9 protein-coding genes are annotated in these 15,783 nt (G+C 39.9%); 5 read left to right on the top strand and 4 right to left on the bottom strand.

What is annotated here, in order from left to right:
- Positions 1 to 51: 51 nt before the first annotated feature.
- From FPK91_RS05015 to FPK91_RS05005, 3 genes are read right to left on the bottom strand one after another with little or no spacing between them, the layout of a single operon-like run.
- Positions 52 to 3,144 carry an efflux RND transporter permease subunit gene (locus FPK91_RS05015; RefSeq protein WP_144208851.1) on the bottom strand — a complete coding sequence of 1,031 codons (3,093 nt, stop codon included), beginning with the start codon at positions 3,142 to 3,144 and terminating at the stop codon, positions 52 to 54.
- Entirely contained in the window at positions 3,141 to 6,422 is a 3,282-nt protein-coding gene (locus FPK91_RS05010) for an efflux RND transporter permease subunit (protein WP_144208848.1), read from the bottom strand. Before FPK91_RS05010 ends, FPK91_RS05015 begins: the two co-directional genes overlap by 4 nt.
- Before the next feature lie 13 nt (positions 6,423 to 6,435).
- Positions 6,436 to 7,542, bottom strand: a complete 1,107-nt coding sequence (locus tag FPK91_RS05005; protein ID WP_144208845.1) for an efflux RND transporter periplasmic adaptor subunit — start codon at positions 7,540 to 7,542, stop codon at positions 6,436 to 6,438.
- Between the two features lie 423 nt (positions 7,543 to 7,965).
- Here FPK91_RS05005 and FPK91_RS05000 point away from each other — a divergent pair, with 423 nt between their 5' ends.
- From FPK91_RS05000 to FPK91_RS04980, 5 genes are read left to right on the top strand one after another with little or no spacing between them, the layout of a single operon-like run.
- Positions 7,966 to 8,652 (top strand): ABC transporter ATP-binding protein, encoded by a 687-nt coding sequence (locus tag FPK91_RS05000; protein ID WP_144208842.1) that lies wholly within the window; start codon positions 7,966 to 7,968, stop codon positions 8,650 to 8,652.
- Positions 8,645 to 9,805 carry an HlyD family secretion protein gene (locus FPK91_RS04995; protein ID WP_227006689.1) on the top strand — a complete coding sequence of 387 codons (1,161 nt, stop codon included), beginning with the start codon at positions 8,645 to 8,647 and terminating at the stop codon, positions 9,803 to 9,805. The genes FPK91_RS05000 and FPK91_RS04995 overlap by 8 nt, the downstream gene beginning before the upstream one ends.
- Positions 9,802 to 10,965, top strand: coding sequence for an efflux RND transporter periplasmic adaptor subunit (locus FPK91_RS04990; protein WP_144208836.1), 1,164 nt, complete (start codon positions 9,802 to 9,804; stop codon positions 10,963 to 10,965). The genes FPK91_RS04995 and FPK91_RS04990 overlap by 4 nt, the downstream gene beginning before the upstream one ends.
- Positions 10,962 to 12,161 (top strand): efflux RND transporter periplasmic adaptor subunit, encoded by a 1,200-nt coding sequence (locus FPK91_RS04985; protein ID WP_144208833.1) that lies wholly within the window; start codon positions 10,962 to 10,964, stop codon positions 12,159 to 12,161. Before FPK91_RS04990 ends, FPK91_RS04985 begins: the two co-directional genes overlap by 4 nt.
- Entirely contained in the window at positions 12,161 to 13,453 is a 1,293-nt protein-coding gene (locus FPK91_RS04980; RefSeq protein WP_227006688.1) for an ABC transporter permease, read from the top strand. Before FPK91_RS04985 ends, FPK91_RS04980 begins: the two co-directional genes overlap by 1 nt.
- Before the next feature lie 982 nt (positions 13,454 to 14,435).
- On the opposite strand, the gene FPK91_RS04975 is transcribed toward FPK91_RS04980, so the two are convergent.
- Entirely contained in the window at positions 14,436 to 15,722 is a 1,287-nt protein-coding gene (locus tag FPK91_RS04975; RefSeq protein WP_144208831.1) for a citrate synthase, read from the bottom strand.
- Positions 15,723 to 15,783: the final 61 nt, after the last annotated feature.

The raw sequence follows: 15,783 nt of genomic DNA, 5'->3' as shown, positions 1-15,783 counted from the left end.
GTGAAAAACCGAATCATTATTAGGTTAATGATTCGGTCGTTAGCATCCTTATTACACAGTCCAAGGTAGCAGCTTTTTAGCGCGTTTGTCAGCAATCCCTAATTTAATCGAAGATTGATATCGAATACGATAAAGCGCTTGATAGAGCAGTGGCACTAGGTACAAACTTGTTACAGTCGAGAATGAGAGTCCACCAATAATAGCAATAGCCATTGGCGAGTAAGGTGGTCCACCACCGCCAATTTGGGTATCGCCCATTGCTAATGGAACTAAGCCTAATACAGTTGTTGCAACCGTCATCAATACTGGACGTAAACGGGTAATACAGATGGTTAAAATGGATTCAGACAAATCGGTTAACTTGGGTGTTTTTTGATTGATTTGGTCAACCAGCACAATCCCGTTGTTAACTACGATGCCCATTAGGATAAGGATCCCTATCATTGCCATGACTGACATAGGCGTTGCTGTAATCCATAATCCCCAAAATACACCTGTGATGGAGAACAAAATAGAACTGATAATCGCAGTGGGTAATAACAGTGATTCAAATAACGCCGCCATGACAATATAGATCATGATTAATGCCAATATCATATTCACAGCCATGACCGATTGTTCTTCATCTTGGCGCTCGAATCCCCCACGTAAAGAATAGCCATAGCCATAGGGGAAATTCACATTCGCCATCACTTTCTCAATCTGCTCTTGAGCTTCTTCAGTGGTAATATCGTTAACATTTGCCCCAATAGATAGTGCTGTTTGGCGATTGTAATGGCGAATAGTGTCAAATCGTGGTTGAATTTTGATATCAGCTAGATTATCTAAACTATAAAGGCGGTCGCCTTTACGAATAATCGGTAACTGTTTCAGTTGCTCTAATGAGCGCTGCCAGCTTTTATCGTAGGCGAGTTCAATACGCAGTTCACCATTAGGATCATGTCTGAATGAACGCAGTGGAGTGCCACGAAGTGCCATCGATATGTGAGATGCTATTTCATTAAGCTTTAAATCTAATCTTGCGGCCATTTCACGGTCAATGTTGATGACGACTTCTTGTTGCGCAGCATTGACCTCTGAACGAACATCTTCAAGCCCTTCGATACTGCTTAACAAGGGTAATACTTGCTCACTTAGAGTGATGAGTTCAGATGTTGAACGACCAGTTAAGGTTACGCGTAAACCTGAATTCTCATTACCCCAACCAAATTGCGGTGTCGCCGCAGCATATTTGGGGAATCCTTCACGAATGGTTTCTTTTAAATCAGCCATTGGTGTTTCGATATCTTTTTGAAGCAGTAATGTGGTTTGAATGCTGTCAGCAGAGTAATAGCTATAAACAGAATCAATCATAAAGGCTTCTTTATTGGCATAAAGATAGTCTTCCATTTGATTTATCATTGCTTCAGTGACTTTTAAATTATGGCGACCTTCCAATTGATAATTGATATAGAGGCGGTCTTTCCCTTCACCGTCGGATTGATCTTGCTGCACTAAACTTAGCGGTAGTGCGGTTGATACTAATATAACGACCGCAATAACACCTGATATTTTCGAGTGAGATAATACCCAAGTTAAACTGCGTTGATAAAACAACTGTAGTTTTGACTCTTTAGGTTGGGTATCAATATCAAAGTGAAATTTCGTTAGCATTAACGGGATCAGCGTTTTAGCCACTAATAAAGAGGCAGCTAACGAAATACAGATAGAAATGGCGACATGTTCGAGGAAAATCGTTAACTCAACTTTTACCCCAACAATATTAGGTAAAAATACGATGGCAGTGGTTAGGGTGCCGGCTAAAACAGCCAGTGCGACTTTTGTTACACCGGTTAATACCGCTTTTTCATTGGCATCTTGTGAAAGTGCACCGTTTGCATTGGTATTGTCTAAGGCAGGATTATCTTTCAGTTTTTGCTTTTCTTGGAGCACGCTCTCAGTAACAACAACAGCGTTATCAATCAGCATTCCGACAGCTAATAATAAGCCCATCATGGAAAGAATATTGAGGCTATAGCCAAATAAATACATCCCAGCTAAGGTCATACAAATTGAAATGGGTACAGATGAAACCACCACTAAAGTCATCTTTAAATTACGCAAGAATAGATACAGCACGCCAAATGATAGCAGTGCACCTAACAGCCCTGAAAATAATAAATCTTGCAGTGAAGACTTAACCCCATAAGCCTGATCTTCCATTACAAACAGTTTGATGCCTTGAAATTGCTTATCTTGTTTTGTTTTTTCTATAACCGCTAATACCCGTTCTGACACTTCAACTAGGTTTGAGCCAGACTCTTTAAATACGTCCAAGCCTACAGCAAACTTTTGGTCTAAATGACGACCTTCGAAGGCTTCTGGTAATGTGAACTTAACCGAGGCAATATCACCCAACATGGTAGTGGTATTAAGTTTTACTGCTTTGATATCTTCAAGGGATAAAAACTCTCCTTTTGGCGATACTTGAAAAACTTGGTTGTTATTTCTTAATGTGCCAGCACTAACAACAAAGTTTTCCCTTTGTAATCGCTGCTGTAGCTGGGCAGGATTAATGCCAGATGCTGCAAGTTTGTCAGCATCTAAACGTATTTCAATTTGCTTTTGATCTACGCCATATAAAGTAACTTTTGAGACCCCTTCAATACGCTCAAGGGGCTTACGAAGTTGTTTATCTAACAAGTCAAAGGCATTTGATAGTTCACGCTCGCTGGAGATGCGTATCGTTAATACGGGCATATCAGCGGTTGAAAACTGCTGAATGAATACTCGCTCGACATCTAAAGGTAATAGATGCCTTACTGAGTCAATCTTTTCCCGAGCTTCTAAGCTTTTAGTGGCAACATCTTCACCCCACTTCATATTCAGTTGAATGTTAGCGCCATCTTGAGAAGAGTTTGAGCGAACCTCCTCAATGCCGCTCATTGTGGCCAGTGACTCTTCTAATACGCGGGTAATATCACGCTCAACTTCGGCAGGCGTCGAACCTTTATAAGGAACATTGACCTGTATTTGCGGAATATCGATACCTGGAAACATCTCCAAAGGCAGTAAGCGGCTTGAAGCTAAACCAAATAACAGAATAGCTAAAAAGAACATACTGGTGGTCACAGGCCTTTTAATCGCTAATTGGGTTAAGTTCATGACTGAGTCTCCAAATCGAATGACTCAGAACTTTTATTACTTTTATCAGCATCATTGGTTTGTGTTTGTTGATAAGTTTTTTTATCAAACAAGCCATAAAGTGCCGGAATAACCAGTAATGTCAGCATGGTAGACAGTCCTAAACCGAATATGACTGTTATTGCCATTGGAGCACGAATTTCACTGCCATCACCGACACCAATTGCCATAGGTAGCAAACCTAAAGTTGTTGTCAGTGTCGTCATCATAATAGGGCGTAAACGAGATTTAGCAGCGGTGCTAATAGCGATTTCTTTGTCATTACCTTCTTTACGCAGCTGATTAATTCTATCGACTAATACAATGGCATTATTGACCACAATACCTGCAAGCATAATGAGTCCGATAAAGACCACGACACTAATATGCGTACCAGTAATGAATAGTCCGAATATACTGCCACCCACTGCCATAGGCACTGCAAACAGAATCAGTAATGGATGCAATAGAGATTCAAACTGGCTGGCCATAACCAAATAGACTAAAAATACTGCCAGTACTAAGGCTATTTGCAATGACTCGAATGAGTGTTCCATTTCTTCATTTTGACCACCAAAGCGAGCTTGAATAGAAGAGGGGAACTGTTGCTCATTTAATATTTGCTGTGCTTCTTTGACTGCTTCACTTAAATCACCATAACTTAAGTTGGCTGACACGATTGCAACCCGTTGTTGGCTAACGCGGTTAATCGCAGAAGGACCAACTTGCAGTGATACATCAGCGACAGCGCTTAATGGGATAGCATGTTCGCTATTAGGGTTGATTATGAGTGAGTTAACGTCCTCAATATTATTGCGCTCATCCAGTTCGCTGCGAACCAAAATATCGACTTTTCTGTCACGAACAGTGTATTGACTTGCAATGGTACCGCCAACACGATGTGCAATACGGTTGGCAACGGTTGGTGCATCTAAGCCAAGTGAAGCGAGGCGTGCATGATCAAAACGAATACTGATTTCAGGTTGACCATCACGAAGTGAGGTATTGATATCACTAAAGCGTGATGATTCAGAAAGTGCAGATACCAGTTTATCGCCGCTGTGTTTCAGCTGCTGTAAGTCATAACCTGATAACTCAATTTCTAGTGGTGTTTTAAAGCTAAATAACTCCGGGTGGTCGATTTTTGCATCAAGCGCTGGTATACGACGAGCGGTTGCTCTTAATACATCTGCGACAGTATTAAAGGCTTGTGTATCAGCTAGTACAACCTGTAAACGTCCCCAATTTTCACCACCTCGGGCCGTATCTGATGTCATCAATCCGCCACTACCTGCTTGGCTAAAGGTGTGTTTTACATCTTCTCGGCCACTAATTGAATAAGCTAGTTGCTCTAACACTTCATCGGTTTTTTGAACCGCTGTACCTGGTGGCAGCAAAATTTCTACATAAAATTCACCTTGATTCATTGGCGGAATAAGCTCTACACCGAGTCTTGGGAATAAACTACCAGCGCCAATTGTCAGCATTATCGCGATAATAACCGTCACTGCTTTGTGCGCCATGGCATGGGTTAATACCCGATGATAAATGCTTTCGATGAAACGATAAACAAAGTTAAATGCCGCACTTAATGGACGCATCACTAATGATAATGCCCAAGAAATAAATCGACCTGAAATGATAATGAGGTTTAATAAGGCATTAGGTAAATAGCTAAGCAATAACTTAAAGGGAAAACCTAACACTAATACAAGGTAATGAACTGCCTTGGCTTTTTTAGTTGTTGGTATCGCTTTGACTTCAGGTTCTGCTTCAATGGGTAATTGATTAAAACCTTGTCTTGATGCCAACATTGGAATAGCGGTTAGTGCTACAAATAACGAGGCTAATAGCGCAAAAGTAACCGTTAATGCTTGGTCTGAAAATAACGCGCCTGCAATGCCATCAACAAACACCAAGGGTACGAATACCGCTAAAGTGGTTAGTGTTGATGCGAATATCGCGCCAGCGACTTCTTTAGTGCCACGTAAAGCGGCTTCTACTTTTTCAAGACCTTGTGCTTTGTATCTGTCGATATTTTCAAGTACTACAATAGCATTATCGACCAGCAAGCCAATGGCCAGCGCAATACCACCTAAAGACATAATATTGAGGCTAATTTCAGCAAAGTACATCATGTTAAATGTCGCAATGACTGAAAATGGAATAGAAATTGAAATGATTAACGTGGCAATGATATCGCGCAAGAATAAGTAGATAACCAACATGGCGAGCAAGCTACCAAACAACGCAGCAGCAGTAACTTCACTGACGGCGCTTTGGATAAATTCAGACTGATCATAGATAACCTTTAGCTGATTATCTTCTGCTTCACTGTTAATTTCAGCCAGTTCAGCACTGATTCTTTTGGCAACGGATACCGTATTGGCATCACCTTCTTTGTATATCGCCAGCTCAATTGATTCGACTTGGCCAATACGAGTAACATCGCTACGTTCTTTGTAGCCATCAACCACATCAGCGACTTCAGAAAGGCGTATAAGAGTTTGACCATCACGGTAAACAATCACGTTTTTAAGTTCTTCAAGGTTGTTGAATTGATTCAGTGTCCTCACTAAATATTCTTTATCACCTTGAATCACTTTACCTGCAGAGAGGTTAATATTTTCTTCACTTATGCGGCGCTTAATATCGTCAGCATTGAGGTTTAACTGCTGCAGCTTTTGCTGGTTAAGCAGAATGTGTACTTCTTGCTCTAAGCCACCAGACAACCTTACGGCTGCCACCCCAGACAGTGCTTCTAGGCGCCTTTTAAGTTCTTCTTCCGCAAAAGTACGCATACTTTTAAGCTGTGTTTCACTGGCATCAGGTACTGACAGTGCTACTCGCATGATAGGGTCAAGATTTGGATTAAAGCGAAGCAGTAGAGGTTTATTGATATCCAAAGGCAGTTCGATGGTATCAATTTTTTCACGCACCTCTAAACTTGCCATATCCATATTGGTGCCCCATTCAAACTCAAGCACCACATCCGATAAGCCTGAACGTGAGATAGAACTGATTTTACGCAGACCTTTGACTACGCCTACAGCTTCTTCAATAGGTTTTGAGATCAGCTGCTCAACTTCAACAGGTGCAGCGCCATCATAAGCGGTTCTTACTGTGACGCTTGGGTAACTTAAATCGGGTAAAAGCTTAACGGCTAGGCGGGTAAATCCGACCATACCAAATAACATGATTGCCAGCATAAACATCCACACAGATACAGGACGTTTTACCGAAGTATTAATTATCGACATAGTAAAAGCGTCCTTATTTACTTGCTAAGCTGTTTTTGGCGTAAGAAAGCGGACTAATAACTTCAACTAGCGATTGATCTTTGAGGTTTTGTTGACCACGTATAACGATTTGTTCACCCGGTTTAACCCCTGAGATTATTTCGACTTTATTTTTTTCGCGATAGCCTAAGCTGACTTCACGGCGAGTTGCTGTATTGTCTTCGATGACATACAGCGCTTGAGTATCATCTTGATTAATAATGGCATTGAAAGGCACGGTGATAACGTCATTATGGGTATCGTATTTAAGCTCAACACGGGTGAACATGCCTGCTTTTAACTTAGCATCAGCATTATCGATAGCGATTGTCACTTTGAATGTGCCGCTTTGCGAATCAACAATAGGGCTTATTCTTAACACATTAGCGATAATGTCAGCTTCTGCAGTTGCTTTGCTATTACCGTATTGATTACTGATCCTTGCTTCTTGTCCAAGTCGTAAACTCTGAAGTTGTTGCTCTGGTAAGTGGACGATTCCATGTAACTCATCTTGATTGACAATATAAAATAACTCTTCGAATTCTTTGGCCATATTACCTGTTTTGACATGTCTTTTAGCAACCACACCGTCAATTGGCGATACGATACGGCTTTCAATAACATGTAATTCGGCAAGATCACGCTGAGCCATTGCTGCTTGTAAGTTGAATTCAAGTTTTGCCATCACATCTTGACTGATGAACTCTTTGTTTTTCATTTGCTTTAAGCGATTCAACTCTTGCTCGATAATTTGTACTTCAGCAAGAGATCGTTTGAAATCATAATGTTGGCGCTGAGCATCAATTGTCGCCAATGCCTGACCTTTCTTAACTCTATCGCCTTCTTCAACATTGATAGTCTCTATTAGTCCAGCTATTCGAGTGACAACGTGAGCTTCTTCTGGTGCTTCAAGGGTGGCTGTAGTGCTATAAAAAGAAGACACATTTCCTTGAGTCACTTGTGATACTTCAACTGGAACGGCGTATTTTTCTTCTTCGACTTTTTCTTCTTGTTGCCCACTGCAACCACTCATAATTGCCATTGTTGCAGCAATAGAAATAAACGAAATTGCTCTTTTTGTTGTGATGATGAACCTATCCATAGGGTACCTGCCAGTCAAATATTCTGAATTGATGACGCTAAACATGATTTAGTGTGGAACTAATAAATGTAAACGTCACGTTTTCAATTGTAAGTAATGTTTAATTAATGTTGTTAAAGCAGGTATTGTGCCAACATTAAAAGCTGTTATTTATTAATTGTTTAGCGTATCTTGAACCATCAGTTAGTGATGGCCAATATTGATAAGTAGCGAAAATGTTTAAAAAGTAGTGAGATTGTTCATTGTGACTAAAGCTAAAAATGAACAAAACCTTAAGACGAAATAATGGAATATGCTTTTAAGGCTGGTGACCTTTTATTATGCTATTTCTACTTAAAGTTTATGAGGTTAATTCGAGTTACGATTTAATAACTATTGACATGATTTATATAATAATTTGATATGTATGGCAGGGAGGCACATATGATTAAAGTAGATAAGTTAACGAAGCAATACCCAATGGGTGATACGTGTGTGAAGGCGCTCAATGGCGTCAGTTTTACCATTGCACAAAATGAATTTGTCGCAATAATGGGACCCTCAGGTTCGGGCAAGTCAACTTTAATGAACATTATAGGTTGCCTGGATAAACCGACATCAGGTAGTTATCAGCTCAATAATCAAGAAGTAGCCAGTCTAAGTGACGATGCGCTATCTGCTGTGCGAAATAAAGACATTGGCTTTGTATTTCAAAGTTTTCATTTATTGCCAAGGCTATCGGCGCTGCAGAACGTATTGTTACCATTGCGGTTTTCCGAAACATTATCTCAAGACAGTACTTATGCTCATGAGTTATTAAAAAGAGTGGGTTTAGATAGTCGTCATGATCATCGACCTAATCAGCTTTCTGGCGGTCAGCGACAAAGAGTTGCTATAGCCCGTTCTCTTGTTAATAAGCCTGCAATTTTGCTGGCCGATGAACCCACAGGAGCATTAGACAGCAAAACGTCAGTTGAAATTATGGCGTTATTCACCGAATTACACCTTGCAGGTCAAACCATTATCTTGGTAACACATGAAGAAGAAGTTGCGGCTTATGCACAGCGCATTATTAGGATGCGTGATGGGGATATTGTTGAAATTGAAAATCGAGGAGAGCAGGTTGCTTAACTTATCTGTTCGACGTCGAAAGAAATCATCTTATTCCTATAAAACGAGTCATATTCTATTTTCTAAAAAATTTATTAAACTAACTGGAATCATTGTTTGTAGTTTACTGAGTTCAATAAGTTTTTATAGCCCTGCTGGTGTCAGTGATGCTGCCACAATAAAAGACCCAACTAACGACTTAGCGACGGATTCAACAACTCTTATTATTGAAACGAGCTCCGTCGAAACCATTTCAGCCAACAAAGATAACAGTTTACCTTTGTTACTGACTGGACAGGTAGCATCAGTTAATTTACAGCCTTTTGTGGTACCCAAAGCCGGTAAAGCTTGGCGCTATCAAATTCAATGGATGTTACCTGAGGGAGCACTGGCGCAAGCTGGCCAAGTGGTGGTGATTTTTGATAAAAGTGAAATAGTGAATCAAATAGAACAACTTGAAGCCAGCTTATTAAGAGTTACTGCACAAGAGCAAAACCAATCAATAGAATTGAGCTCTCAGTTATTACAAGCGGAGTTTGATGTTAAAAAAACCAAGCTTGAGCTTGAGAAGGCGCAATTAGATGGAGAAATTCCAATCGATTTTATCGCAGCAAAAGAATATGCCGATAATCAATTTGAACTATTGAAAGCGAAATCAGAATTAACAAAAAACAGTCAATCTTTAGCGGAAATCCAAGATAAACGAGTCGCTACACTTGAGCAGCTGTCTATTGATAGAAAGCGTGCTCAACTAGAGTTAGATCAAGCTATGCAAGGAGTAGAGCAATTAGAGCTGCGCTCCGATGTTAGTGGTCCCATGCTATATGGCAGAGATAATCATTCAGATAAAAAGTTTGCCGTAGGCGACTCCGTACAAATTGGACGACAAATAGCGACAATTCCGGCGATGGATAAGCTAGAAGTTATTGCTTGGGTTAATGAAGTTGATGTCGACAAACTTAAACTCCATTCAGCAGTCAATATTAGATTGGATTCCCAACCTGCATTTCCCCTTAGTGGCACTATTGCTGATATCAGCCGTCAAGCGAGTAAACAAGCTGCTTGGGGAAGCAGTAATTGGTTTAAAATCTCGATTAAATTTGTTGCCGATCCACAAGTGAAGATGATTCCGGGTATGAGCGTACTCGTCGAGTCTGGAGGAGCAAATATATGAGGAAGACATTAATCCTACTATGTGTACTTTCAGTATTAAGTGGCTGCAGTGATAAAGCGGTAACTCAAGTTGAACTAGGTATATTAAGTCAACAGATTGAAGTGACTGGTGAGTTAGTCTCAGCTGACACTGTAAATTTAATGCCACCAACAATGCGCAGAGTTTGGCAATATCAAATTAAAATGCTGGCACCAGAAGGCGTTGAAGTCACTGAAGGTGATGTTGTTGCTCAGCTCGATACCTCCGACTTAACTCAGCGCTTGTCTGTAAAATCTGCAAACTTAGAAACAACCTTGCAAGATTTAGCCACCTCAAAGCTACGTAATGCTAAAAAACTGGAAGAACTTAAACTTGATTTAGCTGAAGCGAAAATGAATCAAGAAAAAACACAAATGAAGGTCGATATCTCTGATGAAACGGTCTCCGAAATAGATAAAAACAAATACTTAAGAGATGCCATTATTGCCCAAGACAATGTCACCCTAATTAATAATAAAATTCGTTTGGAGCAATTAAGTGCTGAGCAAAGAGTCAAAATGCTAGAAGGAGACAAGCAAAAGTTTGCTTCTGAAGTGTCGGCATTAAAAAAAGGTATAAAATCGCTCACCCTAATAGCGCCCCGCGCAGGCATGATTGTTTATGGTAATGATCAACAAGGTAATAAAGTCGCTGAAGGGCAATCCATATTCGTAGGTGATTCTGTACTAAGTATTCCTGATCTTAAACATATGCAAGTCAATATGACTATTCCTGAAGTGGAAGCAGGCAGGGTAAAAGTGGGGCAAAAATTAAAAATACGTCTTGATGCTAACCCTGAAAGAAGTTTCAACGGTGAAATAACCGAACTAGGCGCGGTATTTCGGATTAAAAACCAAGATATACCATTAGTGATTTTTGATGCCGTTGCCAATATTAATACGCCAGATATTGATTTCATGAGGCCAGGAATGACGGCGAAAATTAGTATTGATCTCGCTAATGATAAACCAGAATTATTGGTGTCATTAGATGCTGTTCATTATGACCGCGGTGAAGCTTATGTCATGAAATCCACATTATTTGGTCAGGCAAAGCATCCCGTAACTTTAGGTGCTATGGGGCAAGAGCGAGTGGTGATTAACAAAGGTCTTAGTGCCGGTGATGAGGTGTTATTACCATGAAAAATTATTTGATATTAATCAGCATCTTAATACTCCTTATCGGTTGTAATAATGCGGCGCAAGATGGCGTGCTGACCATGAATGTCGAACGTAGTGATTTTAAAGTTGAGATCCCAGCAACAGGGGAGTTAGAAGCGAGTCATTCAACCTTGGTAAATGTCCCTTCTGGGCTAAGAGGCCCACAATCTTTAGCTTGGATCATGGATAACTTTAGCGAAGTTAAAGCCGGTGATGTCGTGGCTCGAATGGATCCGACCCGAGAAGGTTTTAGGCTAGATATGGAGCAGCTCGATTTTGATCGTTTAGGTCTTGATAGTGAAATACAAACAAAAAGAGATAACACCATCAATAAAGGCTTAACCACTGATACTGTTCTTACTGAACAAGAACAAGATCTGGCTGAGCGTTTTTTCAGTGAAGATGTAAGGGTTTATACTAAAATCGATATTATTGACCAGATGCGAAACCAAGATTATCTGATGGCCAAAATGGATTTTTATGGTTGGGGTATTGAACAACACGGTTCTCAAGCAGAAGCAGAGCAACAACTGATCAAGCTTAAACAGAAAAGTCATCAAGCGAAAATTAATCGATACGCCAATAATCTTAATCAAATGGAAATTAAAGCACCACACGATGGATTGTTTGTCGCCTCTCCTGGCTGGAACGGTAGTATTCCAATTGCTGGCGATATGATGTGGTCTGGCATGACGATAGGTATTTTGCCCGACACATCCAACATGCAAGCTAAGTTGTTTGTTTTAGAGTCAGAAGCATTAGGTTTAGCGGTTGGAAAACCTGTCACCCTTCATCTTGATGCCTATCCCAATCTCGACATTTCAGGGAAAGTCATTCAATTAGATTCACTTGCTAAAGCCAAAGACAAAAATAGCCCTGTGAACTACTTTGAGTTGACAGTCAGTATAGATAAAACAATGACCGATATTATGACGCCAGGAAGACAGCTTTCTGCGGCAATTCACGCTACCGATATCAATGATGTGATTACCATTCCCAACCAAGCCTTGTTTCAAAAGTCTGGTGAATATTGGGTGTATTTAAAAACATCTGAAGGTTTTTTAAAGCAAGCTGTGACACCAGGCAATCGCAGTTTAAACAGAACGGTGATTAATAGTGGTTTGTCACAGGGGGATGTTATTGCGTTAACAACGCCGCCTAAACGGAGCCGAGTATAATGAGTTCTAATATGAATCAGCAGATAAATGAGACGACAAAGCCGCAACAGTGGCTTTCAATATATTGGGAAGGCATTAAACAGGCATTTGATGAAATGCGTCATCATAAATTACGTACATCATTAACTTTATTGGAGATGATATTTGGTGTAGGTGCAGTCATTGCGATGCTAAGCGTTGGTGAAGGTGCAGAGCGAGAAGCCCTTAAGATGATTGAATCTATGGGCGTAAATAATTTAGTAGTTAATGCACGAACCACCCAAGGCGATGCGCTAAAATCCGTTAGAGAACACAGTATTGGTTTGAGTTTACGGGATATTGAAAGTGCAACCGATACGCTGCCCTTTGTCGATAATTGGAGTGCAGAAAAGAACATTAAAGTATTTAGCTTATTTAGTTTGCAGGGGAGAAGTGATGCTAAGGTATCAGGTGTTACGCCTAGCTATTTTGAATTGAGTTCGTTGCCTTTAGGTGAGGGCAGAACGTTACGTCAAGAAGATGAAGTTCATTATCAGCAGGTCGCAGTGCTTGGACCTGAAGCTGCACGAAGCTTGTTTCCTCAAGGGAGTGCCATCAAAAGTTTATTAAAAATAAACCATCAGTGGTTTACCGTTGTTGGTGTGCTATCGGAAAAAGAGGGCACTAAATCGACGATACAAGGTGTAAAGCTTGGCGGCGAACGTAATCAAGTATTCATTCCGCTAGCGACTGCCCATAAAAAGATGAATTTCTCCCAACTAGAAGATGAATTAGACTCGTTCAAATTAGCTATTGTTGAAGGCGTAGATCCAACTTTAGGTGCCAAAAGCCTACAACACTTGCTCAATAGACGACATGGCGGGGAGAAAGATTTTGATGTTGTTGTTCCTGCAGATTTGCTGGCTCAACACCAAAAGACTCAGCAAATATTTAATATTGTGATGGCATGTGTTGCGGGGATCTCTTTGCTGGTGGGTGGCATTGGTATAATGAATATTATGTTGGCTACGATTTTAGAAAGAACCGGTGAGATAGGCCTGTTAAGAGCACTGGGCGCTAAACGTAAAGATATCGCCAGGCAGTTTCTTATTGAGAGTATTGCTATATCAGCAACTGGGGGATTAATTGGAATTGTCGTAGGTTTATTGCTGGCGTTAGTTATTTCATCTGCGGCAGGTTGGCCAGTAGCTTGGTCACCATTTGCCATTGTATTAGCCTTAGGTGTTTGTATGACCATTGGGGTAGGCTTTGGTTTATATCCCGCTAAAAAAGCGGCAAGACTTGATCCTATTGTTGCTCTGCAAAGGGATTAATTTTAGTGTGCTCGCTTAGTCTGCATGCTTTTTAATAATGCTATGCTTTGTAGTGATTATCAGAAATTTTGGTGTATGTAACAATCGTTAGTTTAAGCGCTAATGGACGCTTAATTTTTTGACTGTTAATTAACAATCTTGAAAAGCATTTAAACTCAGCTTGATTTACTTGAATTTCAACAAGTATGATTTAATTAAAAACTCACTTTTTGTGGTTATTTATTCGGCATGTTAAACTGTTAGCTACTTTTCTGGATCTATATTTAAAAAGGTTGGTGTGATTTATAAGTAGTCTTTAAGTTATAAAACTTATTTCCCCTGCCAAGTGTAAAACATCAATAGTCACTTATGTAGTGTTTTATCATTTAATCTTCAAAGATTTTATTTATTTTAAAATTATTACAATCATGAATAAACTGCACTAAACCCTCACATTAATGCCCGTTTAGTGTGCGTTTTAGGAAAATTAATTAATTTTTACAAACAGAATTGATTCATGATAAGTTTAATTTTTCGGAATTAAGACGGTATATAACGACTTTTTATAATTGATAAGAAGCTTTTAGAACCATTTCGAATAAGTACTGGATTATTTAGTTTAAAAGTATGAGTCTTGCGCATAATGAGTGCAATTTAAAATGGTACATAATCATAATAAAATGACTATTTATTCATCTAAGACGAATCCATTAGATTAGCTTTTAGCTCATAGAAGTCGATGCATTCATCAATAGAACCCAAATCAATGGAATTACAGGCATTAAAGAACAGGCAATAATGAGAAGCATACTGGACTGATATATAATAAAAGGGCTAAATATGAAAGAAAGGACTGTAACTGAGTTAGTAATTGATCAAATTTAAAAGCATTATGAGCCATTAGTAGAACTAAAAACCATAATTGTTTTAGCTTTAAATTGGTAAATTAAAGACAATAAAAAAGCGCCTGAAAGGCGCTTTTTTTGTAAACAAATAACTAAGGTTATCGTTTATCTAAACTAACAAAGTCACGGTCTTCTGAGCCAGTGTATAACTGACGTGGACGACTGATTTTGTGACCTGGTTGGTCAAGCATTTCTTTCCAATGTGCAATCCAACCAACAGTACGAGAAAGTGCAAATAACACTGTAAACATACTAGTAGGAATACCGATTGCTTTCATGATGATCCCTGAATAGAAATCAACATTTGGATATAGCTTCTTAGACACGAAATATTCGTCTTCTAAGGCAATGCGTTCAAGTTCCATTGCTACATCAAGTAGCGGATCGTTCACATTTAGCTCAGCTAACACTTCATGACATGTTTCACGCATAACTTTTGCGCGAGGGTCGAAGTTTTTGTAAACACGATGACCAAAGCCCATAAGACGGAATGGATCAGCTTTGTCTTTCGCTCGAGCGATAAACTCAGGAATGCGATCAACACTACCAATTTCTTCTAGCATCTGTAGACAAGCTTCGTTAGCGCCACCATGAGCAGGCCCCCACAAAGAAGCAATACCAGCAGCGATACATGCAAATGGGTTAGCACCTGATGAACCTGCTAAACGAACCGTAGAGGTAGAAGCATTTTGTTCGTGATCAGCGTGTAATACAAAGATACGATCCATTGCTTTTTCAACAACAGGATTGACTTGGTATTCTTCACAAGGAACAGCGAACATCATGCTAAGGAAATTACCTGCATAACTTAGGTCGTTGCGTGGGTAAACAAAAGGTTGACCGATTGAATACTTGTAGCACATTGCTGCAATGGTTGGCATCTTAGAAACGAGGCGGAAAGCCGCTATTTCACGATGTTTTTCGTCATTTACATCAAGTGAATCTTGGTAAAACGCAGATAATGCACCTGTAACACCACATAGCATGGCCATTGGGTGTGCATCGCGGCGGAAACCTCGGAAGAACGCAGCTAATTGCTCGTTCACCATGGTGTGATTCTTAACCATTGCAACAAACTCTTCGTATTGAGTTTTGCTCGGTAATTCACCGTATAACAATAGGTAACAAACGTCTAAATAGTTAGATTCAGTAGCTAATTCATAAATTGGGTAGCCACGGTGTGTAAGTACACCTTTGTCGCCATCAATAAATGTAATTGCAGACTCGCAAGATGCGGTCGCTAAAAAACCAGGATCGAAGGTGAAATGACCTGTCTTTCCTAGTTTACTAATATCGATTACGTCAAAACCAGCAGTACCCTGCTTGATCGGTAACTCGATTGAATCATTCCCTGGTAACTCTAATGTGGCTATATTGTCAGCCATACCCCGTTCTCCTTACTTCATTCTTTTCTGTGAGTGCGGCATGTTAAGCGGACATTACTTT

This window comes from Shewanella donghaensis, from assembly GCF_007567505.1.
Lineage (GTDB): Bacteria > Pseudomonadota > Gammaproteobacteria > Enterobacterales > Shewanellaceae > Shewanella > Shewanella donghaensis.
This window is presented reverse-complemented; position numbering and strand designations above follow the sequence as displayed.

Coding starts and splice junctions, on each gene's coding strand:
- FPK91_RS05015 (WP_144208851.1), bottom strand. CDS start 3,144: ATGAACTTAACCCAATTAGCGATTAAAAGGCCTGTGACCACCAGTATG.
- FPK91_RS05010 (WP_144208848.1), bottom strand. CDS start 6,422: ATGTCGATAATTAATACTTCGGTAAAACGTCCTGTATCTGTGTGGATG.
- FPK91_RS05005 (WP_144208845.1), bottom strand. CDS start 7,542: ATGGATAGGTTCATCATCACAACAAAAAGAGCAATTTCGTTTATTTCT.
- FPK91_RS05000 (WP_144208842.1), top strand. CDS start 7,966: ATGATTAAAGTAGATAAGTTAACGAAGCAATACCCAATGGGTGATACG.
- FPK91_RS04990 (WP_144208836.1), top strand. CDS start 9,802: ATGAGGAAGACATTAATCCTACTATGTGTACTTTCAGTATTAAGTGGC.
- FPK91_RS04985 (WP_144208833.1), top strand. CDS start 10,962: ATGAAAAATTATTTGATATTAATCAGCATCTTAATACTCCTTATCGGT.
- FPK91_RS04980 (WP_227006688.1), top strand. CDS start 12,161: ATGAGTTCTAATATGAATCAGCAGATAAATGAGACGACAAAGCCGCAA.
- FPK91_RS04975 (WP_144208831.1), bottom strand. CDS start 15,722: ATGGCTGACAATATAGCCACATTAGAGTTACCAGGGAATGATTCAATC.